Source organism: Halomonas urumqiensis, assembly GCF_003028575.1.
GTDB classification, from domain to species: Bacteria; Pseudomonadota; Gammaproteobacteria; order Pseudomonadales; family Halomonadaceae; genus Halomonas; species Halomonas urumqiensis.
The window spans coordinates 75,343-98,142 of the sequence record NZ_PYUD01000006.1 but is presented as its reverse complement, the minus strand read 5'-3'; the positions used below and the strand labels follow the sequence as shown (position 1 = coordinate 98,142).

Here is a 22,800-nt window from a genome sequence, read left to right as displayed (position 1 = left end):
CAGACGGGCCGCGATTACTCGGCGGCGCTGTCGCTTTCCTGCGGCGCTTCGTCGGTAACCTCGACAAACTCGTCCGCACGACCTTCCTTGGCACGACCACAAGCGTCGGCGATGGCCTTGACGTAGATCTGGATGGCGCGGATGGAGTCATCGTTGCCAGGGATCACGTAGTCGACGCCATCCGGGTCGGAGTTGGTATCGACCACACCGATGACCGGGATGCCCAGCTTGTTTGCCTCATTGATGGCGATGCGCTCATGGTCGACATCGATCACGAACATCGCGTCGGGCAGGCCGCCCATTTCCTTGATACCGCCGATGGAACGCTCGAGCTTGTCCTGCTCGCGGGTCGCCATCAGGACTTCCTTCTTGGTCAGCTTCTCGAAGGTGCCGTCCTCGCGCATGGTCTCGAGGTCGCGCAGACGCTTGATGGACTGGCGAATGGTCTTGTAGTTCGTCAGCATGCCGCCGAGCCAGCGGTGGTTGACGAACGGCTGGCCAACACGGTTGGCCTCTTCCTTGATGATCTTGCTCGCGCTGCGCTTGGTGCCGACGAACATGATCTTGTTGTTCGATGCCGCCATCTTCTCGACCACATCGATGGCCTCATTGAGGGCCGGCAGGGTGTGCTCGAGGTTGATGATGTGGATCTTGTTGCGGGCGCCGAAGATGAATTTGCTCATCTTCGGGTTCCAGTACTTGGTCTGGTGACCGAAGTGAGCACCTGCCTTCAGCAGGTCACGCATATTGACGTGTGCCATGGATGACTCCTGAAATATCGGGTTAGGCCTCCACGCACCCCATGGATCCGACCGCGAGCAAGCCCGCAGCACCCGGGACCATGTGACGGTGCATGTGTGTTTTCAAGGCGTTATGTTGCAAATCATACAGCGTTTCACCTTCGCGCCCGCGATGCTCCGTCACGCCCGGCCGGTAGAATTCGGCAGGGTGGCTGACACGGAAGGCACAGCGATTGCAGGAAGGCGCGCAGCTTTATACCATGGATCAACTCCGAGATGAAGTCGCCCGCCCCTTGCGCCTGCCGCCAACGGGCGACCCCACCCCTGATTTCGAGACCCCATGAACGTACCCATCAAGACGCCCGACGAAATCGAAAAGATGCGTGAGGCCGGCCGCCAGGCGGCAAGCGTGCTGGAAATGATCGCCCCCCACGTCAAGGCCGGCGCCAACACCGGGGAGCTTGATCGTCTCTGTCACGACTATATCGTCAATGAACTCGGTTCCACCCCCGCGCCGCTGAACTATCACGGTTATCCCAAGTCGATCTGCACCTCGATCAACCACGTGGTGTGCCATGGCATCCCCGACCCCGCCAAGAAGCTCAAGCATGGCGACATCATGAACATGGACATCACCGTGAAGACCGCCGACGGCTACCACGGGGACTCGAGCGTGATGTTCATCGTCGGCGAGAGCATCCTTGGCGAGCGCCTGTGTCGGGTCACCCAGGAGTGCCTTTACCACAGCATTGCCCTGGTGCGCCCGGGAGTGCGTCTCTCGACGCTTGCCCAGGCCATCCAGCGGCATGCCGAAGCCAATGGCTACTCGGTGGTACGCGATTTCTGCGGCCACGGCATCGGCGCCACCTTCCACGAGGAACCCCAGGTCCTGCACTACGATGGCTACGCCCCGGAGGCCGACATCGAGCTTGCCGCCGGCATGTGCTTCACCATCGAGCCGATGATCAACGTGGGCTCCCACAAGACCAAGGTACTGCGCGACGGCTGGACTGCCGTGACTCGCGACAAGAGCCTGTCGGCCCAATGGGAGCATACCCTGCTGGTCACCGAGACCGGCGTCGAAGTGCTGACCAGACGAGGAGACGAAGACCTCTCCTTTCTCGAGCGCTGAGCCAGATGCTGCTCCACCACTACCGCTTCGAACCGGACACGACGTTGTTCGATGTCGAGCGCTTCCGTCAGGAGCTCGGCGGCAGCCGCTCCCCCATCGCGCCCTTCAAGGCCGCGCTGGATGATATCCAGGCGCGACTCGACGAGCGCTTCCATGCCGGCGCCGATATTCGCGACCTGATCCATGGCCGCGCCTGGTACCTCGACCGGCTGCTGGCGGTCGCCTGGGAACAGCATGACTGGCCGGGCGACGGCGTGGCCCTGCTCGCCGTCGGCGGGTATGGCCGGGGCGAGCTGCATCCGTTTTCCGATATCGACCTGCTGCTGCTGCTCGAGGACGACGACGATGCGCCCTACCGCGACGCGCTGACCGCGTTCATCACCTTCCTGTGGGACATTGGCCTCGAGATCGGCCACAGCGTGCGCTCGCTCAACGATTGCGAGCGCGAGGCAAGCGCTGACGTGACGGTGATCACCAACCTGCTGGAGTCGCGCACACTGGCCGGCCCCGAGCGCCTGCGCGAGGCCATGCAGGCGCGGCTTGGCACCGACAACCTGTGGCCCGCCGACCGCTTCTTCGAGGCCAAGTGGCAAGAGCAGATTACCCGCCACTACCGCTACAACAACTCCGAGTACCACCTGGAACCCAACATCAAGAGCTCGCCTGGCGGGCTACGCGATATCCAGATGATCGGCTGGGTGGCCAAGCGCCACTTCGGCACAGAACGCTACGAGGACCTGGTCGCCGGCGGCTTCATGAACGACGCCGAACTGCGCATCCTGAGCCAGGGCCAGGCCTTCCTGTGGCAGGTACGCTACGCCCTGCACATGCTCAACGGTCGCGCCGAGGATCGCCTGCAGTTCGACCACCAGCGCACCATCGCCGAACTGTTCGGCTACCGTGATACCCCTGAACGGCTGGCCGTCGAGCAGTTCATGAAGCGCTACTACCGCCACGTCACAGCACTCGCCGGCCTCAATGACATGCTTCTGCAACACTTCGACGAGGCGATCCTGCATGCCGGCGAGGCGCTCGAGACAGTGCCGCTCAACGACCGCTTCGAGATCAAGAACGGCTACATCCAGGCCCGCTACCGCACGGTATTCCGCGACCGGCCCGCCGCGCTGCTCGAGTTGTTCCTGCTGATGGCCGAGCATCCCGAGATCGAGGGCGTGCGCGCCGATACCATCCGCCTGATCCGCGACCATCGCCACCTGATGGATGACCTCTACCGAGACGATGTGCGCCACCAGAGCCTGTTCATGGAACTGCTGCGCTCCGGTGGCAATGTGGCTCGCCAGTTGCGGCGCATGAATCGCTACGGGGTACTCGGCAAGTACCTGCCGGAATTCGGCCGTGCCGTGGGACTGATGCAGCACGACCTGTTCCACATCTATACCGTCGACGCCCACACCCTGCGGCTGCTCAAGTTCATCCACGGCTTCCGCAAGCCAGAAGCGCGCGAAGCGTTCCCGGTGGCCGCGGCACTCGTGCATCAGTTGCCCAAGCTCGAACTGATGTGGATTGCCGGGCTCTTCCATGATATCGGCAAGGGCCGAGGGGGTGACCATTCGCTGATCGGCGCGCGCGACGTCGAAGGCTTCGCCGAGCGCCACGGCCTGTCGCCCCGCGACACCCGGCTGGTCAGTTGGCTGGTCGAACAGCACCTGACCATGTCGATGGTGGCCCAGAAGCGCGATATCACCGACCCCGACGTGATTGCCGAATTCGCCGGGCTTGTGGGCGACGAGACACGCCTGGACTATCTCTACGTGCTGACGGTGGCCGACATCAATGCCACCAACCCCACGCTGTGGAATGGCTGGCGGGCCTCGCTGCTGCGCCAGCTGTACACCGAGACCAAGCGGGCACTGCGGCGCGGCCTGGAGAACCCGCTGGAGCGCGACGACTGGGTACGCGAGACGCGTGGCGAGGCGCGCTCGCTGCTGGTCAGCGTCGGCGCCGACATGGACCAGGTCGAGGCGCTGTGGGAGTCGCTTGGCGAGGACTACTTCCTGCAGTACGCGCCCAGCGAGATCGCCTGGCAGACCCAGGGCATCCTCTCCCATGGCGACAGCCAACTGCCGCTGATCCTGATCAGCGCACCGGCCGAGGACATGGCCGAAGGCGGCACCAAGGTGTTCATCCACACCCGCTCGGTGGATGACCTGTTCGCCGCCACCGCCGCGGCCCTGGACCAGTTGGGGCTGTCGATCCACGACGCACGCATCGCCACGTCGAGCAACGACTGGACGCTGAACACCTTCATCGTGCTCGACGACCACGGCCAGGCGATCCGCGCACCCAGTCGCCTCGACGAGATTCGTGCCCATCTGGTCGAGGAGCTCGACGACCCGGACGACTACCCGCAGATCGTCACGCGCCACACGCCCCGCCAACTGCGCCACTTCCGTGTGCCTACCGATGTGAATATCGAGCAGGACCCCGCCAATGAACGCACCATGCTCGAGCTCACCGCCCCGGACCGCCCGGGCCTGCTGGCGCGGGTGGGCCGTATCTTCATGGAGCAGGATATCGCCCTGTCGGCGGCCAAGATCGCCACCCTTGGCGAACGGGTGGAAGACGTGTTCTTCATCACCACCAAGGCCGGCGACCCCCTCACCGACCCCGAGCGCCAGCGTCGACTGCGCGAGCGGCTGGTGGAGGTACTGGACGTTTCGGGGTAAGGCCGTTTGAGGGCATCCCTCGGCTTCCCTATAATCGAGCCCTTCCGATCACAACGACGACGCCCGCGGCCATGGCCCAAGGGGCGCGCCTGGACGCCAATGAATCCCGATCTCGACGCCCTCAAGCCCTACCCCTTCGAGAAGCTCGCCGCCCTCAAGGCAGGGGTGACGCCTCCCGAAGTCCTGGCCCATGTGCCACTGACCATCGGCGAACCCCAGCATGCCCCCTTCGCTGCGGCACTCGACGCGCTGCACGCCCACCAGCACGAGATGGCACGCTACCCGGCGACCGCCGGGCTTGCCGAGCTCAGGAAGGCCATCGCCGACTGGGCGACTCGCCGCTTCACGCTCGATGGACTCGACCCGGACACCCAGGTGTTGCCGGTCAATGGCACTCGCGAGGCGATCTTCGCCTTCGTGCAGGCGGCCCTGGATCGCACGCGGCCGGCCAGGGTGGCAATGCCCAACCCCTTCTACCAGATCTACGAAGGCGCCACGCTGCTGGCCGGGGGCACGCCCTACTACCTGGATTGCCGCGCCAACAATGACTTTCGCCCCGACCTGGATGCCGTACCCGCCGAGGTATGGCGCGACGTGCAACTGGTGTTCGTGTGCTCCCCGGGCAACCCCACGGGGGCCGTGACACCGCTCAGCGAGCTCGAGCGGCTCATCGAGCTGGCCGATGAGCATGACTTCATCATCGCCTCCGACGAGTGCTATTCGGAGCTCTACCTCGATGAAGCCACCCCGCCACCGGGGCTGCTCGAGGCCTGCGCCCGGCTAGGTCGAAGCGACTACCGTCGCTGCCTGGTGTTCCACTCGCTCTCCAAGCGCTCCAACCTGCCGGGGCTTCGCTCGGGGTTCGTGGCCGGTGACGCCGGGCTGATCGCTCCCTTCAAGCGCTACCGCACCTACCATGGATGCGCCATGTCGCTGCCGCTGCAACACGCCTCGATCAGCGCCTGGAATGACGAGGCCCATGTGCTCGCCAACCGCGACGCCTATCGTGACAAGTTCGCCGCGGCCACCGAGATTCTCGCCCCGGTGATGGACTTCCCGAGCCCGCAAGCCAGCTTCTACCTGTGGCCCGCGGTGCCGGGCGGTGACGATGAAGCCTTCACGCGTGCGCTGTACGCCGAGTCTCACGTCAGCGTGCTGCCAGGCTCGTACATGGGTCGTCCCGGTTGCGATGGCATCAACCCCGGCAGCGGCCGGGTGCGCCTTGCCCTGGTGGCCGACATCGAGGCCACCGTGGAAGCCGCGCGACGCATCCGCCGATTCATCGAGAGGAGCCTGTCATGCTGACACTGTATATGATCAACAGCTGCGACACCTGCCGCAAGGCACGCAAGGCATTGGACGAAAAGGGCATTCCCTTCCAGACCCATGACCTTCGCAAGGATGGGCTGTCAGCCGCGCTGCTCGAGCACATCCTCGACAAGGTGCCGGTGGTCGAAGCGCTCAACAAGCGCAGTACCACCTGGCGGGAGCTCGATGAGACCGACAAGGCCGATATCGATGCCAACAAGGCCCGCGAACTGCTCCTGTCCCACCCCACCCTGCTCAAGCGCCCTCTGCTCGACACCGGCGACGAGATTCGCGTGGGCTACCGCGATGGCGACTACGACGACCTGCAGGGCTGAACCCGCGCCTGGCGCAGCGTCGCGCGCCACCCATCACGAGACACCGCGGCACGGCAGCAGACACTGCCGTGCACCACGAGACCCATTGGATACCTAACGACGAGGACATCCCCATGCTGAGCTTTGCACTTGGAATCGGCACTCAGAACACCCAGGGCGACTGGCTGGACATCTACTATCCCGCCCCGCTGCTCACGCCCGACGCAAGCCTCGTCGAGGCCGCCGCCAAGGTGCTGGATGCCCCGGCGGGTAATGCCGCCGTCAGCTTTTTGCCGGAACATTGCCAGGCACTCGCCAACGCCCTGCGCGACGCTGGCCACGCCGATCAGGCTGCGCTTGCCGAGTCATTCGCCGCCAGCAAGCGTCCACTCGTGGCGATGTTCCTGAAAAGTGACACGCCCCCCGAAAGCGCACCCGAGGTCTACCTCAAGCTGCACCTGCTCTCCCACCGTCTGGTCAAGCCCCACGACCTGGACCTGACCGGCATGTTTGGCCTGTTGCGCAACATCGCCTGGACCAACGAAGGCCCCATCGACATCGAGGAACTACCGGCTCGCCGCCTGCGCGCGCGTCTGGAAGGACGCAGCCTGTCGGTGGACTGTGTCGACAAGTTCCCCAAGATGACCGACTACGTGGTGCCGGGTGGCGTGCGCATCGGCGACACCGCCCGCGTACGCCTGGGTGCTCACCTCGGCGAAGGCACCACGGTGATGCACGAAGGGTTCGTCAACTTCAATGCCGGCACCGAAGGCCCGGGCATGATCGAAGGCCGCATCTCGGCCGGGGTGATGGTTGGCAAGGGCTCGGACCTCGGTGGTGGCTGCTCGACCATGGGCACCCTGTCCGGTGGCGGCAACATCACCATCAAGGTCGGTGAAGGCTGCCTGATCGGCGCCAACGCGGGCATCGGCATTCCATTGGGCGATCGCTGCACCGTGGAAGCCGGCCTCTACATCACCGCCGGCGCCAAGGTCACGCTGCTCGATGATCAGGGCCAGGAGGTCAAGACCGTTTCCGCCCGCGAACTGGCCGGCCAGGACGACCTGCTGCTGCGCCGCAATTCGCAGAACGGGCGCGTCGAATGCCTCACCAACAAGAGCGCCATCGCCCTGAACGAGGCACTGCATGCCCACAACTGAGGCACGCTCGGCGACCCTTGAACTGGCCTGCGAGCTGATTCGCCGCCCGTCGGTGACCCCGGATGACCTGGGTTGCCAGGCGCTGATGATCGAGCGGCTCGAGGCCATCGGCTTTCATGTCGAGCGCCTGCCGTTCGGCGATGTCGAGAACTTCTGGGCCACCCGCGGCCACCACGGCCCGGTCCTCGCTTTCGCCGGCCATACTGATGTGGTCCCCAGCGGTCCCCATGTGCACTGGGCTACTCCCCCCTTCGAGCCCAGCATCGATGCCGATGGCATGCTGCGGGGTCGCGGCGCCGCCGACATGAAAGGCAGCCTGGCGGCCATGATCACGGCGGTCGAGCGCTTCGTCGCCGTGCATCCCGATCACCACGGGCGCATTGCCTTTTTGATCACCTCCGATGAGGAAGGCCCGGCGGTGGATGGCACCCGCGCGGTGGTCGAACACCTTCGCGAACGCCACGAGCGGCTCGACTACTGCATCGTCGGCGAACCCTCCTCGACCGCGTGGCTTGGTGACATGATCAAGAATGGCCGGCGCGGCTCGCTGGGCGGTGTGCTGCACATCAAGGGCGTGCAGGGCCATGTGGCCTACCCGCACCTGGCGCGCAACCCGATCCATCAGGCCATGCCGGCGCTGGATGCCCTGGTCCGCGAGCACTGGGACAGTGGCAACGACTTCTTTCCGGCCACCAGCTTCCAGGTCTCGAATTTCCGCGCGGGCACCGGCGCCACCAACGTGATTCCCGGTGACGTGGAGGTGGTATTCAACTTCCGCTTCTCGACCGAGGTGACCCATGATGAGCTGCGTGCACGCACCGAGGCGATTCTCGACGCCCATGGCCTTGAGTATCACCTCGACTGGACACTCAATGGCGAGCCCTTCCTGACCGCCGAAGGCGAGCTAGTCGAGGCCACCGTGGCGGGGGTCGAGCAGGTGGTGGGCAAGACGCCCGAACTTTCCACCTCGGGCGGCACCTCGGACGGGCGCTTCATCGCCACCCTGGGTAGCCAGGTGGTGGAGCTTGGCCCGCTCAATGCCACCATTCATCAGGTCAACGAGCGCGTGCGCGCCAGTGACCTGGACACGTTGAGCCAGGTCTACGAAGCCATCCTCGGCCACCTGTTCGTCAACGGCAGCGCCCGACCCTGAGGTTAACCATGGCAAACAACATGGCAAGCGACAGCGACACCCGATATCCGGACATCGAGATCTATCTCGCCACCATCGACCGAGCAAGCCTCGATGCCTGGCTCGGCGAGACCCTGAATGCCGAGCCGCTGGCACCGGCAGGCAAGCAGAAATGGCGCACCCGAGGCACGCTCGAGGGCCACGAGATACCGGTGCTGTGGATGGAGAAGGCCGCCGACGGCTTCAGCAGCCTGTGGTTCGACAGCGCCTTCACTCCCTGGGAGAGTGATCAGGACTGCGCGCTTGCCGCCGCTGCCCACCTCGGCTGCAAGGTTCGCTGCTCACTGGGCGGGTGGCAGCCCGGTGATGATCCGGACCGCTTCCTCGAGATCATGCCCGATGGCAGCCAGGCCGCCATCGACTGGCCGGATTCGAAAGGATAGGCGCTGGAATTCGGCCACCCCGGCATGATAACGCCCCGCCGTTGATGAAACGTGCGGGGCGTCGCTAGGCTGATGAATTGCTGGGATGAATTGCCGGGATGGATAGCTGGCAGGGCCAGCCAAGCGTCAGGTAATCACGGTGACGTCGTCTGCCTGCAATCCGCGCTCGTTCTCGATCACGTAATACCGAACTTTCTGACCCTCGGCCAGGGTACGATGGCCACGACCGCGAATGGCGCGAAAGTGCACGAACACATCCTCGCCACTGTCACGGGTGATGAACCCATACCCCTTGTTGACGTTGAACCACTTCACTTCGCCGATCTCGCGATCATCGTTCTCGACCTCGGCCAGGTTGACCAGCTGGGGGGTAAGCACGTTGACCGCCAGGGTGGCGATGAGCAGCAGCAGAAACACTGCCAGGGCGGCGGCAAGATAGACCAATGCCACGCCACCGACCTCGAGGCTTGCGAACAGCTGTTCCGACAGCACGCCACCCGTCAGGTGCACGAACAGGGCGATGACCAGGGGGGCGGGAGCGGCGAGCAGCAGGCTGACGAGACTACAGCGAAATAAGACCTTTTGATTCATGGAACTGAGTAACTCTCTTGTCATGGTGAACGGAAGTAATGAACCCTCTTGAAGGTGCCACGATGAACAGTGACACACAGCGGACAGATTCTAGCATGAGCGCCGAGCAGGCGTCCCTTGACCTGAGCAGGCGCCTCGAGGCGTTGGAGACTCGCATCGCCTACCAGGAGCACTGGCTGGACACCCTCGATGAGGCGGTGGCCACTCAGGAGACGCGCCTGGCGACACTGGAGCGCATCAACCAGCTGATGCAGGAGAAACTGCGCGACCAGCAGCGGGCGCTCTCCGACAACGACATGGCGGCACCTCGCCCCGAAGACGAGCTGCCGCCGCATTACTAGCCGCTTCGCGTAAGCCGTAAGCCTGGTGTTAAGAATTTTCTTACAGCTTACGGCTCTTAACTTACCGCTCCGGGCGCAGCCCGGTCAGAGGTCGTCGAGGTAACGCTCCGCATCCAGCGCGGCCATGCAGCCAGTACCGGCGGACGTCACCGCCTGCCGGTAGACGTGGTCCATCACATCACCGGCGGCGAACACACCCGGCACGCTGGTGGCGGTGGCGTTGCCGTCGAGGCCGGACGTCACCGTGATATAGCCGCCGCGCATGTCCACCTGCCCATCGAAGATGCCGGTATTGGGGCTGTGGCCGATGGCAATGAACAGGCCAGGTGCGGTGATCTCCTTGCTGGAACCGTCCACGGTGGAGGCGAGGCGCACCCCGGTGACACCGGAGTTGTCGCCAAGCACCTCCTCCAGGGTGTGGTTCCACTCCAGCACCACGTTGCCGTTGCTGGCCTTTTCGAACAGCTTGTCCTGGAGAATCTTCTCGGCGCGCAGGCTGTCGCGACGGTGCACCAGCGTCACCTTCGAGGCGATGTTGGAGAGGTAGAGTGCCTCTTCCACCGCCGTGTTGCCGCCACCCACCACCACCACTTCCTGGTTGCGGTAGAAGAAGCCGTCGCAGGTCGCGCAGGCCGACACCCCCTGGCCCATGAACTGCTGCTCGGAGGGTAGCCCCAGATAGCGCGCGCTGGCCCCGGTGGCGATGATCAGCGCGTCGCAGGTATAGGTACCGTTGTCACCCTTGAGGGTAAAGGGACGCTGGCGCAGTTCCACCTCGTGGATATGGTCGAACAGCACTTCGGTGTCGAAGCGCTCGGCATGGCGCTTCATGCGCTCCATCAACTCGGGGCCCTGGACACCCGCGTCATCACCCGGCCAGTTGTCCACGTCCGTGGTGGTGGTCAGCTGGCCACCCGCCTGGATACCGGTGATCAGCAACGGCTTGAGGTTGGCCCGTGCGGCATACACGGCGGCGGTGTATCCCGCCGGGCCGGAGCCGAGAATGATCAGGCGTTCGTGACGCGCATCGCTCATGAAGTACCTCGCAGTGGAATCGGGATGGATCGGGTAGTGGCCGAAACGGGAATTCGAAGCGGAAACAGAAAGTCGAAGCAGGACAGGAGAAAGAGCTTACAGCACCTCGTCATCCCGCCCCAGTGTCACGCTGAAGGACAACTCGTCGTCCAGCGCCACCTCGATGCGCACCTGAATGGGCGCACAGCACCAATGACAATCCTCCCAGGTCACCTGACTCCCCTGGGAGGTATCGACCAGCAGGTCGAAGGTCGCGTCGCAGTAGGGGCAATGCACCCGCCGCGATGCCAGCTGCTCCTCGTTCATGTTATCTCCGCTTTGCTGCTTGAGATGGCGTCAAGCCGGGCCATTTTCAAGGCCTGCCCCCGTTCAGAAACAGGGCGACAGTTGAAAAGCCCACCTATCATGACCATGTATAAAGACAGTAGCGTGCCAAGAGCACCAACGGAACGTCACGGCACCACAAAGCCGTCCACTCCCTTCATGGAGGTCATCGATGAGCACTGATTCCAAACCGGATACCCTGCGGACGCTCGAGGTCAATGGCGAGACCTACCACTACTACAGCCTGCCCAAGGCCGCCGAATCCTTGGGAGATATCGAGCGGCTTCCGATGACGCTCAAGATCCTGCTGGAGAATCAGCTGCGCTTCGCCGATGACGAAAGCGTGGCTCGCGAAGACATGCAGGCGCTTGTCGACTGGCAGCAGCAGGCCAGCTCGGACCGCGAGATCGGCTACCGTCCCGCGCGTGTGCTGATGCAGGACTTCACCGGCGTACCAGGGGTGGTGGATCTCGCCTCCATGCGCGCCGCCGTCGAGTCGCTGGGCGAAGACCCCGCACGCATCAATCCGCTGACCCCGGTGGATCTGGTCATCGACCACTCGGTGATGGTCGACAAGTTCGGCAACCCCTCCGCCTTCAAGGACAATGTCGCCATCGAGATGGAGCGTAACCGCGAACGCTACGAGTTCCTGCGCTGGGGCCAGGAGGCCTTCGACAACTTCCGTGTGGTGCCGCCGGGCACCGGCATCTGCCACCAGGTCAACCTGGAGTACCTCGGCAAGACGGTGTGGTCCAGGCAGCAGGATGGCAAGACCCTCGCCTACCCCGACACGCTGGTGGGCACCGACTCCCACACCACCATGATCAACGGCCTGGGCGTGCTCGGCTGGGGGGTCGGCGGCATCGAGGCCGAGGCGGCGATGCTCGGCCAGCCGGTGTCGATGCTGATCCCCGAGGTCGTCGGCTTCAAGCTGACCGGCAGGCTTCGCGAAGGGATTACCGCCACCGACCTGGTGCTGACGGTCACCCAGATGCTGCGCAGCAAGGGGGTGGTCGGCAAGTTCGTCGAGTTCTACGGCGACGGCCTGGATGACCTGCCACTGGCCGACCGCGCCACCATCGCCAACATGGCGCCCGAGTACGGCGCCACCTGCGGCTTCTTCCCGGTCGACGAGGAGACCCTCAACTACCTGCGCCTGACCGGCCGCGAGGACGAGCAGGTGGCACTCGTCGAGGCCTACAGCAAGGCCCAGGGCCTATGGCGCGAGCCGGGCGCCGAGCCGGTGTTCAGCGATGTTCTCGAACTGGACATGAATGAGGTGGTGGCAAGCCTTGCCGGGCCGAAGCGTCCTCAGGATCGTGTGGCACTCAACGACATGCGTAACGCCTTCGCCAGGTTCATGGAGGAAGATGGCAAGCCGCTGTCCTCGACCGAGCGCAGCGTCGAGAATGGCAAGCTGATGTCCGAGGGCGGCCAGACTGCCGTGGGTGTCGAGCGCAGCTACCATGCCGAGGCGTTCTATCATGAGGACAGCCAGCCGGTCGATCTTGACGGCACCACCTTCCATCTCGATCCGGGCGACGTGGTGATCGCCGCCATCACCTCCTGTACCAACACCTCCAACCCCAGCGTGATGATGGCCGCCGGCCTGCTGGCAAGAAAGGCGCTCGAAAAGGGGCTTGCCACCCAGCCCTGGGTCAAGACCTCGCTGGCGCCAGGCTCCAAGGTGGTCACCGACTACCTGGTCGCCGGCGGCGTGCAGGATGACCTCAATGCCCTGGGCTTCAACCTGGTGGGCTATGGCTGCACGACCTGCATCGGCAACTCCGGACCGCTCGCCGAGCCGATCGAGCGCGCCATCGACTCGGGCGATCTGGCCGTGGCCTCGGTGCTCTCCGGCAACCGCAACTTCGAGGGGCGTGTGCATCCGCTGGTCAAGACCAACTGGCTGGCCTCGCCGCCGCTGGTGGTCGCCTATGCGCTGGCCGGTAACGTGCAGCGCGACCTGACCCGCGAACCGCTGGGCATTGGCAGCGACGGTGAACCGGTCTACCTCAAGGACATCTGGCCAAGCCAGGCCGAGATCGCCGAGGCGGTCGAGAAGGTCAACACCGAGATGTTCCGCAAGCAATATGCCGAAGTTTTCGACGGTGATGACGTGTGGAAGGCCATCGATGTGCCACAGAGCAAGGTCTACCAGTGGTCCAAGGCATCCACCTACATTCAGCACCCGCCGTTCTTCGAGGGCATGGGCCGCACGCCGGATGCCATCGAGGACGTCAAGAATGCCAGGGTACTGGCCTTGCTGGGTGACTCGGTAACCACCGATCACATCTCTCCCGCCGGCGCCATCAAGCCCGACAGTCCCGCCGGGCGCTATCTGCAGGAGCGTGGCGTCAAGCCGGTGGACTTCAACTCCTACGGCTCACGGCGAGGCAACCACGAGATCATGATGCGCGGCACCTTCGCCAACGTGCGCATCAGAAACGAAATGCTCGACGGCGTGGTCGGCGGCGAAACCCGCCATGTCCCCTCGGGTGAGCAGATGGCGATCTACGATGCCGCCATGAAGTACGCCGAGGACGCCACGCCGCTGGTGGTCATTGCCGGCAAGGAGTACGGCACCGGCTCCTCGCGGGACTGGGCCGCCAAGGGGACCCGACTGCTCGGTGTTCGTGCGGTGCTCGCCGAATCCTACGAGCGCATCCACCGTTCCAACCTGATCGGCATGGGCGTGGTACCGCTGCAGTTCCCCGAAGGCGAGAGCCGCAAGACGCTTGGCCTCACTGGCGACGAGCAGGTCTCCATCGAGGGGCTATCCGAGCTCACCCCAGGCGGCAAGGTCAAGGTGACCATCAAGAGTGGCAAGGGGGAAAAGAAGCTCGAAGCGCTGTGCCGCATCGATACCGCCAACGAACTGGAGTACTACCGCCACGGCGGCATCCTCCACTACGTGCTACGCAATATGATCGGCTCGGCCTGATAGGCTAGGATACCGCGCAAATGAATGCCCCCGCCGGCTTCGCCGGCGGGGGCATGTTGCTTTAGAACGAACGGCGCCGGTAGCGACGATACTCCGGGCTCCAGCTGCTGCGCTCGATGGCGGCACGCAGCTTGATGCCATCGGTGCGAGGCGCCACACCTTCCGCCTGGGCCTGGGCGGCAACATCGAAGGCGATGGTCACCGACAGCTCGCGAATCTGCGCAAGCGACGGCAACAGCGCGCCCTCGCCATGCTTGACCAGCGGTGCCTCGCGAGCGAGCGCTCGGGAGGCCGACATCAGCATGGCGTCGGTGACGCGCTTGGCGCCACTGGCCACCACACCCAGGCCGATACCAGGGAAGATATAGGCATTGTTGCACTGGGCGATGGGATAGACCTGGCCATCGAGCACCACCGGCGGGAAGGGGCTGCCGGTGGCCACCAGCGCCTGACCATCGGTCCACTTCAACACGTCTTCGGGAACGGCTTCGGCACGCGACGTGGGATTGGAAAGCGGCATGATCAGCGGCCGCGAACAGCCCGCATGCATGGCGCGCACCACCTGCTCGGTGAACAGGCCCGGGAAGCCACACACCCCTATCAGCACCGTCGGGCGCACCTGAGTGATCACCTCGAGCAGATCTCGACCGTGCCAGTTGTGGAGCAGCTCCGGATCCTGGGCAAGGCGACGCTGGAAACCCCACAGTTCCGGCATGTCGGAGGTCACCAGGCCATCACGGTCGACCATGTAGATCCGCGCGCGCGCCTCGGCCTCACTCAGGCCCTCCGCCTGCATGGCCACGACGATCTGCTCGGCAATACCGCAGCCGGCGGAGCCACCTCCCACGAACACTACGCGCTGCTGCCCCACTCCCTCGTCACGCGCCTGGCAGGCCGCCATCAGGGTGCCGACACACACCGATGCGGTACCCTGGATATCGTCGTTGAAGCAGCACAGCTTGTCGCGATAGCGCTCCAGCAATGGCATGGCATTAACCTGGGCGAAGTCCTCGAACTGCAGCAGCACGTTCGGCCAGCGACGCTTCACCGCACTGATGAACTGCGCCATGAAGGCGTCGTAATCGTCCTGCTCGACGCGTTTATGACGCCACCCCATGTACATGGGGTCATCGAGCAACGCACGATTGTTGGTGCCGACATCGAGCATGATCGGCAAGGTATAGGCTGGGCTGATGCCGGCACAGGCGGTATAAAGCGCCAGCTTGCCGATCGGAATGCCCATGCCACCGATGCCCTGATCGCCAAGCCCCAGGATACGCTCGCCGTCGGTGACAACGATCACCTTGACGTTGTCCTTGGTGGCGCTGCGCAGGATGTCATCCATGCGGTCGCGATCCGGATAGCTGATGAACAGCCCCCGGTGGTTGCGATAGATGTTCGAGAACTCCTGACACGCCTTGCCGACCGTCGGGGTATAGATGATCGGCAGCATCTCCTCGAGATGCGCGGTGACCAGGCGGAAGAACAGGGTTTCGTTGTCATCCTGGATCGCCCGCAGGTAAATGTGCCGATCGAGGTCATTCTGGCACTGCAGGTACTGGCGATAGGCGCGTTCCGTCTGCTCCTCGATGGACTCCACGTTCTGCGGCAAGAGCCCGATAAGATTGAACTCGATACGCTCCTCACGGGAGAAGGCACTGCCCTTGTTGAGCAGAGGCATCTCCAGCAACGAGGGGCCAGCGTAGGGAATATAGAGTGGGCGCTTGTATTCTGTGGTCATCTCTCGTCTCGGTGCGTTGACTGGAACGGGCCGTGGGCATTCTGCGATGCCTTTCCGATAACTCTATCACGCTCTGGCGATATTGCCGTAACCGACTGCGCCCCGGCACGGGCCGGGGCGCGGTTCGGCGGCAATACCCCGCTCGCCCCCTGGCAGTCAGATAAAGCGACCCAGCCCCGCCGCCTGCCGCAGACGATCCATGAAAGGCGCGGCCTCGGCCCTTGCGCGCTCCGCGCCCTTGTGCAACACCGACTCGATGTGGGCCGGGTCCTCCATCAATGCCTGGTAACGCTCCCTGGGCTCGCGGAGTTGCTCATTGAGGTATTCGAACAGGCGGTTCTTGGCATCGCCCCAGCCGATGCCGTTGGCGTATTCGGTGCGCAGCGCGGCGGTTTCCTCGGCCGTGGCGAAGGCCGAATAGATCTGGAACAGCGTGCAGGTATCCGGATCCTTTGGCTCGCCCGGCTCCAGCGAGTTGGTCTTGATCTTGCGCACCAGCTTGAGCAGCTTCTTCTCCGCCACGAACAACGGAATGGTGTTGTTGTAGCTCTTGGACATCTTGCGACCGTCCAGGCCATTGAGGACCGCCACATTGTCGTCCACCACCGCCTCTGGCTGAGTGAAGTACTCCCCCTTGTAGAGGTGATTGAAGCGACCGGCGATATCACGCGCCATCTCGATGTGCTGGATCTGGTCGCGCCCCACCGGCACTCGGTGGGCATTGAACATCAGGATGTCGGCGGCCATCAGCACCGGGTAACCGAACAAGCCCATGGTGATGCCCTTGTCGGGGTCCTGGTTGCCGGCCGCCTCATTCTCCGCCACCGCCGCCTTGTAGGCGTGGGCACGGTTCATCAACCCCTTGGCGCACACACAGGAGAGCATCCAGGTCAGCTCGGTGATTTCCGGCACGTCCGACTGGCGGTAGAAGATGGCATTGTCGGTATCCAGCCCCAACGCCAGCCAGGTAGCGGCGATCTCCAGGCGCGACTCCTGCACCCGCTGAGGATCCTGGCATTTGATCAGCGCGTGCAGGTCGGCCAGGAAGTAGTACGACTGGACACTGGGGTCCTGGCTTGCCGCGATGGCCGGCTTGATGGCACCGACATAGTTGCCCAGGTGCGGGGTGCCGGTGGTGGTGATGCCGGTGAGAACGCGGGTGGTCTTGGAAGCTGCACTCATGGAAAGCGGACTCTGCTGTCGGAAATGCCCGCTATGGTAACGCGCGGCCCCGATCAAGGCGACCGGGGCGGATTGAACCGGCCCCGGCGTCGCTCGCCTTGGGGATGCCCACCAAGGTATCAGTCCAGCAGCTTACCTGGCGCGACATACTCCAGCCCGAACGCTTCGGCCACCGCACGGTAGGTCACCTTGCCGTCGTGGACATTGAGGCCGGCGGCGAAGTGGGCGTCGTCGGCCAGTGCCTGTTTCCAGCCCTTGTCAGCCAGTGCGATCACGAACGGCAGTGTGGCGTTGGTCAGCGCCTGGGTGGAGGTGCGCGCCACCGCACCGGGCATGTTGGCCACGCAGTAATGCACGATGCCATCGACCACATAGGTGGGCTCGGCATGGGTCGTTGGCCGGCTCGTCTCGAAGCAACCTCCCTGGTCGATGGCGACGTCCACCAGTACGCTGCCCGGCTGCATGTCAGCGAGCATCTCGCGGGTGATCAGCTTGGGCGCGGCGGCGCCTGGAATCAGCACGGCGCCGATGATCAGGTCGCACTCGCGTACCGCCTGATCGATCGCATCGGCGGTCGAGAACACCGTCCTCATGCGGCCTTGATAGCGGTCATCGAGCGTTTCAAGACGCGGGATCGACTTGTCCAGCACGGTGACCTCGGCACCCAGGCCAAGCGCCATGCGCGCGGCGTTCTCGCCCACCACGCCACCGCCGATCACCGCCACCTTGGCCGGCGGCACGCCAGGCACGCCGGGCAACAGCACACCGGCGCCACCCTGGGCCTTTTCCAGGCTATGGGCACCCGCCTGGACGGCCATGCGGCCAGCCACGGTGCTCATCGGTGCCAGCAGCGGCAGGCCACCCTGGCGGTCGGTGATGGTCTCATAGGCGACACACGTGGCACCGCTTTCAATCAGGCCGCGGGTCAGCGACTCCTCGGCCGCCAGGTGCAGGTAGGTGAACAGCGTCTGGCCACTCTGCAAACGTGAGACCTCCTCCGCCTGCGGCTCCTTGACCTTGAGGATCAGCTCGGCGCTTGCCCAGAGGCTTGCCACATCCGCTTCGATACTGGCACCCGCTGCCTCGAAGTCGGCATCCGGGAAACCGGCGCCCTCGCCAGCACCCGCCTGAACAGTGACCTGGTGGCCACGACCCACCAGCTCACGTGCGCCGGTTGGGGTCAGGGCCACACGGTACTCGTGGTTCTTGATTTCCTTGGGAACGGCGATCTTCATGGAGCCTCCTGAACGGGTTTGGCTGGGCAGTAATACAGGATCATGTCCGCATTACAGCACAGCCAGTTCATCCATAAAGCACCTGCAACCAAGAACAAAAAAAACCGCGCAAGGCGGCTTTTTTCACAAAAAATACTGCTGCAAAACACCCGTTTTACAGGAAGGTGGCGGGGTGAATCACCGCGCCTCGACGGCGCAGTTCCAGCAAGCCTCGAACACCCCATCGATGCGCTCGCCACAGCGTGGGCAGATCCAGTCAGCCGCCGAGCCACCGCCCTCCATGGCGGCCCGGATCAACCCCTCGGCACGTTCGCGGTTGTGAGGGGCGACCCACACTTCGGGCTCGCATTCGCCAAGCGGCAATTCGCCGGCCCCGCCCCCCAGCGTCATGTTGCGCAACTCCACAGGAATGCCGGCGGCATCCAGCAGGTTGCGCACATGACTGACCAGCAACGTGTTGGAATGGGCGAAGACACGCACATAGCGAGGGGCTGTCATGGACCTCTCCCGGTCAGCTTGGCATCGTGACGCGATGGGCGCTCATCAGTCGTTCAGTCATTCAGTCGCGGAACACGCGAACGCCCAGGGCCTTCAGGTAGGCCGTCTCGGGGATTGCCGGATGCACGGGGTGATCCGGCCCCTGGTGACCCTGGAAGAGGATCTGGCCATGGCGGTCCTGATGACGCACCGCGCCGCGCACCACATCGACCAGGCGCTCCGGTGCCAGATGCATCGAGCAGGACGCCGAAAGCAACAGGCCATCACGTCCCAGCAGGCGCATCGCCTCGCGATTGAGACGGCCATAGGCACGTTCGCCATTGGGGATGTCCTTGCGCTTCTTGATGAACGCCGGAGGGTCGAGGATCACCACGTCGAACTGCTCACCATCGGCCTTAAGTGCTGCCAGCGCCTCGAGGGCATCGCCCTCGCCCACCGCCACCTGCTCATGCAGGCCATTGAGCGTGGCGTTCTCGGCGACGCGCGCCAATGCCGCGGCGGAGGAGTCCACGCAGAGCACTTCGCTTGCGCCACTGGCGGCGGCCTGTATGCCCCAGCCACCCACGTAGCTGAACAGGTCGAGCACCCGCTTGCCCGCCACCCGCTCATTCAACCAGGCACGGTTGATGCGGTGATCATAGAACCATCCGGTCTTCTGGCCATCGAGAATCGGCACCCCGAAGCGCACGCCGTTCTCTTCAATGATCACCTGGTCCGGCAGCTCACCCTTGACGACCTCGACGGTAAGCTCGAGTCCTTCCTGGCGACGCCCGCTGGTATCGTTGCGCAGCACCACCACCGACGGCGACAGCACCTTGTCCAGGGCATCGAGCAGCTCCTCGAGCACGGCCTGCATGCCGGCGGTATTCAGTTGCACCACCAGCACGTCACCGAAACGATCGATGACAAGCCCTGGCAGCAGGTCGCCCTCACCATGCACCAGCCGATAGAACGGCTTGGCGAACAGTTGCTCGCGCAGCGACAGGGCCTGATTCAAGCGGTGCACCAGCAGCGAGCGATCCAGCCCCTGCTTCGGCTCGCGCGACAACAGCCGCGCGCAGATCAGCGAATGCGGGTTGACATAGGCCACGCCCAGGGCCTTGCCGTTGGCGGCCTCGACCACCACCTGCTGGCCCGCCTCAAGGGTCTTGAGCGGGGTGGCATCGGTATCGATCTCGTTGGAGTAGAGCCACAGGTGGCCGGCCTTGAGGCGACGGTCGGCGTGCTTCTTGAGGCGCAGGGACGGAAGGGTCATGGGCTAGTCTCGTGAATAGGGTGGTGAACGACCAGGCAGGCCGTTCAGCTCTGGCAGACGCGGCAGAAGACGCTGGCACGCTGGCCAAGGGTCACCAGCCGCAACTCGGCGCCACAACGCTGGCAAGGCTGGCCATTTCGGCCATAGACATTGAGCCGTTGCTTGAAATAGCCGGGCTCGCCAGTGCCACTGACGAAGTCGCGCAGGGTGGTGCCACCCTGGGCGATGGCGGCGGCCAGTACCTCGCGTACCGCAGCGGCCAGACGGTCATAACGCTCCCGGGAGATACGCCCCGCCGCGCGACGAGGGTCGATACCGGCAAGGAACAGCGCTTCGCTGGCGTAGATGTTGCCCACCCCGACCACCACGGCGTTATCCATCAAAAACGGCTTCACCGCCAGGCGGCGCCCGCGCGACAGTGAGAACAGCCGCTCGCCATCGAAGGCCTCCGACAACGGTTCGGGGCCCAGGCGCGCAAGCCGCGTATCCGTGTCGGGGGTGCCTGACAGCCAATCGACGAAACCGAAGCGACGCGGGTCGTGATAGCGCAGGATGGCGCCATCATCGAGCACCAGGTCGACATGATCGTGCTTCTTCGGCAAGTCTCCGATACGCGCCATACGCAGGCTGCCGGACATGCCAAGGTGCCACAGCAGGGTACCGGCAGGCTCACGGGGCGAACCCGGCAGAACGGGCACCAGCAAGTACTTGGCGCGGCGGTCGAGAACGCCGATGCGGGCGCCGACCAGGCGCTCGACGAGATCACCGGGCACCGGCACGCGCAGCCGTGGCTGGCGCACGATCACCTCGCTGATCTCGCGACCTTCCAGGTGTGGGGCAATTCCGCGGCGGGTCGTCTCGACCTCCGGCAACTCGGGCATGCTGTCGCTCCACAGAGGAAACGCTTCACAAACGCCTGAACCCGACCGAAGGCCGGGTTCAGGAAGACAGGTTTGAACACCTGCAGAAGAAGACCAGGACTTACTTGATCTTGGCTTCCTTGTACATCACATGCTTGCGGACGACCGGGTCGAATTTCTTGAATTCGAGCTTGTCCGGGGTGTTCCGCTTGTTCTTGTCGGTGGTGTAGAAATGGCCGGTACCGGCGCTGGACACCAACTTGATCTTGTCACGCATGACGGCTTGCTCCCTGAGTGAATCGCTGGACGGCTAGACGCTAGCTTAGATGGCGTCGCCGCGCTTGCGGATATCGCTGATGACGGCCTCGATACCACGCTTGTCGATGATACGCATGCCCTTGGTCGAGACGCGCAGCTTGACGAAGCGATTCTCGGACTCCACCCAGAAACGGTGGGAGTGCAGGTTCGGCAAGAAACGACGGCGCGTCTTGCGCTGGGAGTGTGAAACGTTGTTACCCGTCACCGGGCGCTTGCCGGTAACCTGACATACTTTGGACATGGGAGCCTCCAACCGCTGGGCCAGATGTAAAATCTGAGCGTTCAATAACCTGAATGTTCGATACCTGTCGGGCAAACCGGGATATCCCGCGTCATTTGACCCAAGGGAATTCAAAGGCTGCACTTTATACCAGACTGCGCCTGACCAGGCAAGCGTTTCGGCGTGATCCGACAGGGCTATCGCAGTTAGCAATTTCTCTCGGAGCTGTACCGTCGACAGGTCTGCGAGGAGGCGCTGTGAACCCCTCCCTGGGCGCTACTTTTGCCATCCATGGCAAAAGACCTCCTCTTCGACCTGTCCCCGGCGCCACTCGTCATGTCCAACTACGATTGCCCTGCCATAGTGAAATCCGACAGGGGTGTGACACGACCGCTCCACATTGGCGAGTCGCGTGGGACCCGGTGCAGCAGCGCGCCGCAGTATAGCGGATTTCACCGCGCATTCCCATGCCAGCCCAAGGCGCACGTATCGCCGGGCAGAGGGCACGGTGGCGAATGAACGGCCACGCTTAAAGCCAGCCGCGCTCGGCAAACGACACCACCTCGCCATCGCCCACCACGAAATGGTCCAGCACACGGACCTCGAACAACCCCAGCGCCTCGCGCAGGCGCTCGGTGATACGCCGGTCGGCATCACTGGGCTCGGCGACCCCGGAGGGATGGTTATGGGCAAAGATCACCGCCCCGGCCCCCAGTTCCAGCGCCCGGCGTGCGACCTCTCGCGGATAGACCGAGGCACTGTCCAGGGTGCCACGAAACAGCGTCTCGAAACGGATCACGCGATGCTGGCTGTCGAGAAACAGCGCGGCAAACTCCTCGTGGCCGAGGTGGCGCAACTGCGAAGAGAGAAAGGCCCTGACAAGCCCTGGGGACGTCAACGCATCGCCACGCGACAGCTGGCTTGCCAGGTGGCGCCGGGAAAGCTCCAGGGTCGCCTGCAACTGCGCGAACTTGGCGGTCCCCATGCCACGCGCCGCGCAGAAGGCCGCATGATCGGCTTCCAGCAGCTGGCGCAGCCCACCGAAACGCGTCAACAGGTCGCGGGCGAGATCCACTGCGGAACGCCCGGCCACCCCCACGCGCAGAAAGATCGCCAGCAACTCGGCATCCGACAGGGCCTCCGGCCCCAGCGTCAGCAACTTTTCACGGGGGCGCTCGCCCTCTGGCCAGTCACGAATCGACATCCCTGTCTCCCTTTCTATCTATCCATCTATCTATAGGCACCTGGATACAAGCACCTTGATACAAGCACCTTGATACAAGCACCTGGCACCGCTCCATGCGCCGCCGTCCTGAACCCAGTGTAGCCCCGCGTGGCCG

22 protein-coding genes are annotated in these 22,800 nt (G+C 64.0%); 9 read left to right on the top strand and 13 right to left on the bottom strand.

Annotated elements, in window-relative coordinates:
• Positions 1 to 14 precede the first annotated feature (14 nt).
• A complete protein-coding gene (gene rpsB / locus C6V82_RS14560; protein ID WP_102588019.1) occupies positions 15 to 761 on the bottom strand; it encodes a 30S ribosomal protein S2 in 747 nt (248 codons plus the stop codon).
• A 319-nt stretch (positions 762 to 1,080) separates the two neighbouring features.
• Between rpsB and map the strand changes: the two genes are divergently transcribed.
• The 7 genes from map to C6V82_RS14525 all read left to right on the top strand — a co-directional run bounded on the left by map (position 1,081) and on the right by C6V82_RS14525 (position 8,916).
• Complete coding sequence (gene map / locus C6V82_RS14555) at positions 1,081 to 1,872, top strand: type I methionyl aminopeptidase (protein ID WP_102588020.1); 792 nt, start codon at positions 1,081 to 1,083, stop codon at positions 1,870 to 1,872.
• A 5-nt stretch (positions 1,873 to 1,877) separates the two neighbouring features.
• A complete protein-coding gene (locus tag C6V82_RS14550) occupies positions 1,878 to 4,559 on the top strand; it encodes a [protein-PII] uridylyltransferase (protein ID WP_102588021.1) in 2,682 nt (893 codons plus the stop codon).
• 99 nt (positions 4,560 to 4,658) lie between these two features.
• The gene (gene dapC / locus C6V82_RS14545) at positions 4,659 to 5,864 is read left to right on the top strand and encodes a succinyldiaminopimelate transaminase (protein ID WP_102588022.1); all 1,206 of its coding nucleotides are present in this window, start codon (positions 4,659 to 4,661) and stop codon (positions 5,862 to 5,864) included.
• Positions 5,858 to 6,202, top strand: coding sequence for a Spx/MgsR family RNA polymerase-binding regulatory protein (locus C6V82_RS14540; RefSeq protein ID WP_102588023.1), 345 nt, complete (start codon positions 5,858 to 5,860; stop codon positions 6,200 to 6,202). The genes dapC and C6V82_RS14540 overlap by 7 nt, the downstream gene beginning before the upstream one ends.
• A 113-nt stretch (positions 6,203 to 6,315) precedes the next feature.
• Complete coding sequence (dapD, locus tag C6V82_RS14535; protein WP_102588024.1) at positions 6,316 to 7,341, top strand: 2,3,4,5-tetrahydropyridine-2,6-dicarboxylate N-succinyltransferase; 1,026 nt, start codon at positions 6,316 to 6,318, stop codon at positions 7,339 to 7,341.
• Positions 7,328 to 8,494: a succinyl-diaminopimelate desuccinylase gene (gene dapE / locus C6V82_RS14530; protein ID WP_102588025.1), complete on the top strand. Its 1,167-nt coding sequence runs from the start codon at positions 7,328 to 7,330 to the stop codon at positions 8,492 to 8,494. The genes dapD and dapE overlap by 14 nt, the downstream gene beginning before the upstream one ends.
• Before the next feature lie 8 nt (positions 8,495 to 8,502).
• Positions 8,503 to 8,916 carry a hypothetical protein gene (locus C6V82_RS14525; RefSeq protein WP_229843217.1) on the top strand — a complete coding sequence of 138 codons (414 nt, stop codon included), beginning with the start codon at positions 8,503 to 8,505 and terminating at the stop codon, positions 8,914 to 8,916.
• Positions 8,917 to 9,042: 126 nt separating this feature from the next.
• Here C6V82_RS14525 and C6V82_RS18370 read toward each other — a convergent pair whose 3' ends face one another.
• Complete coding sequence (locus C6V82_RS18370) at positions 9,043 to 9,507, bottom strand: cold-shock protein (protein WP_102588026.1); 465 nt, start codon at positions 9,505 to 9,507, stop codon at positions 9,043 to 9,045.
• A gap of 95 nt (positions 9,508 to 9,602) precedes the next feature.
• Between C6V82_RS18370 and C6V82_RS14515 the strand changes: the two genes are divergently transcribed.
• The gene (locus C6V82_RS14515; protein WP_102588027.1) at positions 9,603 to 9,848 is read left to right on the top strand and encodes a SlyX family protein; all 246 of its coding nucleotides are present in this window, start codon (positions 9,603 to 9,605) and stop codon (positions 9,846 to 9,848) included.
• A gap of 84 nt (positions 9,849 to 9,932) precedes the next feature.
• Here the strand turns inward: C6V82_RS14515 and trxB are convergent, their stop codons facing one another.
• Complete coding sequence (gene trxB / locus C6V82_RS14510; protein WP_102588028.1) at positions 9,933 to 10,883, bottom strand: thioredoxin-disulfide reductase; 951 nt, start codon at positions 10,881 to 10,883, stop codon at positions 9,933 to 9,935.
• A 96-nt stretch (positions 10,884 to 10,979) separates the two neighbouring features.
• Positions 10,980 to 11,189: a zinc ribbon domain-containing protein gene (locus C6V82_RS14505; RefSeq protein ID WP_102588029.1), complete on the bottom strand. Its 210-nt coding sequence runs from the start codon at positions 11,187 to 11,189 to the stop codon at positions 10,980 to 10,982.
• Between the two features lie 190 nt (positions 11,190 to 11,379).
• On the opposite strand from C6V82_RS14505, the gene acnA reads away from it, so the two are divergent.
• Positions 11,380 to 14,151 (top strand): aconitate hydratase AcnA, encoded by a 2,772-nt coding sequence (gene acnA / locus C6V82_RS14500; protein WP_102588030.1) that lies wholly within the window; start codon positions 11,380 to 11,382, stop codon positions 14,149 to 14,151.
• Positions 14,152 to 14,212: 61 nt separating this feature from the next.
• Here the strand turns inward: acnA and C6V82_RS14495 are convergent, their stop codons facing one another.
• The 9 genes from C6V82_RS14495 to radC all read right to left on the bottom strand — a co-directional run bounded on the left by C6V82_RS14495 (position 14,213) and on the right by radC (position 22,664).
• Positions 14,213 to 15,892 carry an NAD-dependent malic enzyme gene (locus C6V82_RS14495; RefSeq protein WP_102588031.1) on the bottom strand — a complete coding sequence of 560 codons (1,680 nt, stop codon included), beginning with the start codon at positions 15,890 to 15,892 and terminating at the stop codon, positions 14,213 to 14,215.
• A 156-nt stretch (positions 15,893 to 16,048) separates the two neighbouring features.
• Entirely contained in the window at positions 16,049 to 17,074 is a 1,026-nt protein-coding gene (locus C6V82_RS14490; RefSeq protein WP_102588032.1) for a tryptophan--tRNA ligase, read from the bottom strand.
• 119 nt (positions 17,075 to 17,193) lie between these two features.
• Positions 17,194 to 18,309 carry an alanine dehydrogenase gene (gene ald / locus C6V82_RS14485; RefSeq protein WP_102588033.1) on the bottom strand — a complete coding sequence of 372 codons (1,116 nt, stop codon included), beginning with the start codon at positions 18,307 to 18,309 and terminating at the stop codon, positions 17,194 to 17,196.
• Between the two features lie 177 nt (positions 18,310 to 18,486).
• Positions 18,487 to 18,807, bottom strand: coding sequence for a putative signal transducing protein (locus C6V82_RS14480; RefSeq protein WP_102588034.1), 321 nt, complete (start codon positions 18,805 to 18,807; stop codon positions 18,487 to 18,489).
• A 61-nt stretch (positions 18,808 to 18,868) separates the two neighbouring features.
• Positions 18,869 to 20,062 carry a class I SAM-dependent rRNA methyltransferase gene (locus C6V82_RS14475; protein WP_102588035.1) on the bottom strand — a complete coding sequence of 398 codons (1,194 nt, stop codon included), beginning with the start codon at positions 20,060 to 20,062 and terminating at the stop codon, positions 18,869 to 18,871.
• 44 nt (positions 20,063 to 20,106) lie between these two features.
• Entirely contained in the window at positions 20,107 to 20,943 is an 837-nt protein-coding gene (gene mutM / locus C6V82_RS14470; protein WP_102588036.1) for a bifunctional DNA-formamidopyrimidine glycosylase/DNA-(apurinic or apyrimidinic site) lyase, read from the bottom strand.
• A gap of 100 nt (positions 20,944 to 21,043) precedes the next feature.
• Positions 21,044 to 21,199, bottom strand: coding sequence for a 50S ribosomal protein L33 (gene rpmG / locus C6V82_RS14465; protein ID WP_086509014.1), 156 nt, complete (start codon positions 21,197 to 21,199; stop codon positions 21,044 to 21,046).
• Between the two features lie 45 nt (positions 21,200 to 21,244).
• Complete coding sequence (gene rpmB, locus C6V82_RS14460; protein WP_102588037.1) at positions 21,245 to 21,481, bottom strand: 50S ribosomal protein L28; 237 nt, start codon at positions 21,479 to 21,481, stop codon at positions 21,245 to 21,247.
• Positions 21,482 to 21,989: 508 nt separating this feature from the next.
• The gene (radC, locus tag C6V82_RS14455) at positions 21,990 to 22,664 is read right to left on the bottom strand and encodes a RadC family protein (protein ID WP_102588038.1); all 675 of its coding nucleotides are present in this window, start codon (positions 22,662 to 22,664) and stop codon (positions 21,990 to 21,992) included.
• Between the last annotated feature and the right edge of the window lie 136 nt (positions 22,665 to 22,800).

What these genes read in the sequence shown, in the direction of transcription:
- rpsB (WP_102588019.1), bottom strand. Translation starts at nt 761, where the DNA reads ATGGCACACGTCAATATGCGTGACCTGCTGAAGGCAGGTGCTCACTTC.
- map (WP_102588020.1), top strand. Translation starts at nt 1,081, where the DNA reads ATGAACGTACCCATCAAGACGCCCGACGAAATCGAAAAGATGCGTGAG.
- C6V82_RS14550 (WP_102588021.1), top strand. Translation starts at nt 1,878, where the DNA reads ATGCTGCTCCACCACTACCGCTTCGAACCGGACACGACGTTGTTCGAT.
- dapC (WP_102588022.1), top strand. Translation starts at nt 4,659, where the DNA reads ATGAATCCCGATCTCGACGCCCTCAAGCCCTACCCCTTCGAGAAGCTC.
- C6V82_RS14540 (WP_102588023.1), top strand. Translation starts at nt 5,858, where the DNA reads ATGCTGACACTGTATATGATCAACAGCTGCGACACCTGCCGCAAGGCA.
- dapD (WP_102588024.1), top strand. Translation starts at nt 6,316, where the DNA reads ATGCTGAGCTTTGCACTTGGAATCGGCACTCAGAACACCCAGGGCGAC.
- dapE (WP_102588025.1), top strand. Translation starts at nt 7,328, where the DNA reads ATGCCCACAACTGAGGCACGCTCGGCGACCCTTGAACTGGCCTGCGAG.
- C6V82_RS14525 (WP_229843217.1), top strand. Translation starts at nt 8,503, where the DNA reads ATGGCAAACAACATGGCAAGCGACAGCGACACCCGATATCCGGACATC.
- C6V82_RS18370 (WP_102588026.1), bottom strand. Translation starts at nt 9,507, where the DNA reads ATGAATCAAAAGGTCTTATTTCGCTGTAGTCTCGTCAGCCTGCTGCTC.
- C6V82_RS14515 (WP_102588027.1), top strand. Translation starts at nt 9,603, where the DNA reads ATGAGCGCCGAGCAGGCGTCCCTTGACCTGAGCAGGCGCCTCGAGGCG.
- trxB (WP_102588028.1), bottom strand. Translation starts at nt 10,883, where the DNA reads ATGAGCGATGCGCGTCACGAACGCCTGATCATTCTCGGCTCCGGCCCG.
- C6V82_RS14505 (WP_102588029.1), bottom strand. Translation starts at nt 11,189, where the DNA reads ATGAACGAGGAGCAGCTGGCATCGCGGCGGGTGCATTGCCCCTACTGC.
- acnA (WP_102588030.1), top strand. Translation starts at nt 11,380, where the DNA reads ATGAGCACTGATTCCAAACCGGATACCCTGCGGACGCTCGAGGTCAAT.
- C6V82_RS14495 (WP_102588031.1), bottom strand. Translation starts at nt 15,892, where the DNA reads ATGACCACAGAATACAAGCGCCCACTCTATATTCCCTACGCTGGCCCC.
- C6V82_RS14490 (WP_102588032.1), bottom strand. Translation starts at nt 17,074, where the DNA reads ATGAGTGCAGCTTCCAAGACCACCCGCGTTCTCACCGGCATCACCACC.
- ald (WP_102588033.1), bottom strand. Translation starts at nt 18,309, where the DNA reads ATGAAGATCGCCGTTCCCAAGGAAATCAAGAACCACGAGTACCGTGTG.
- C6V82_RS14480 (WP_102588034.1), bottom strand. Translation starts at nt 18,807, where the DNA reads ATGACAGCCCCTCGCTATGTGCGTGTCTTCGCCCATTCCAACACGTTG.
- C6V82_RS14475 (WP_102588035.1), bottom strand. Translation starts at nt 20,062, where the DNA reads ATGACCCTTCCGTCCCTGCGCCTCAAGAAGCACGCCGACCGTCGCCTC.
- mutM (WP_102588036.1), bottom strand. Translation starts at nt 20,943, where the DNA reads ATGCCCGAGTTGCCGGAGGTCGAGACGACCCGCCGCGGAATTGCCCCA.
- rpmG (WP_086509014.1), bottom strand. Translation starts at nt 21,199, where the DNA reads ATGCGTGACAAGATCAAGTTGGTGTCCAGCGCCGGTACCGGCCATTTC.
- rpmB (WP_102588037.1), bottom strand. Translation starts at nt 21,481, where the DNA reads ATGTCCAAAGTATGTCAGGTTACCGGCAAGCGCCCGGTGACGGGTAAC.
- radC (WP_102588038.1), bottom strand. Translation starts at nt 22,664, where the DNA reads ATGTCGATTCGTGACTGGCCAGAGGGCGAGCGCCCCCGTGAAAAGTTG.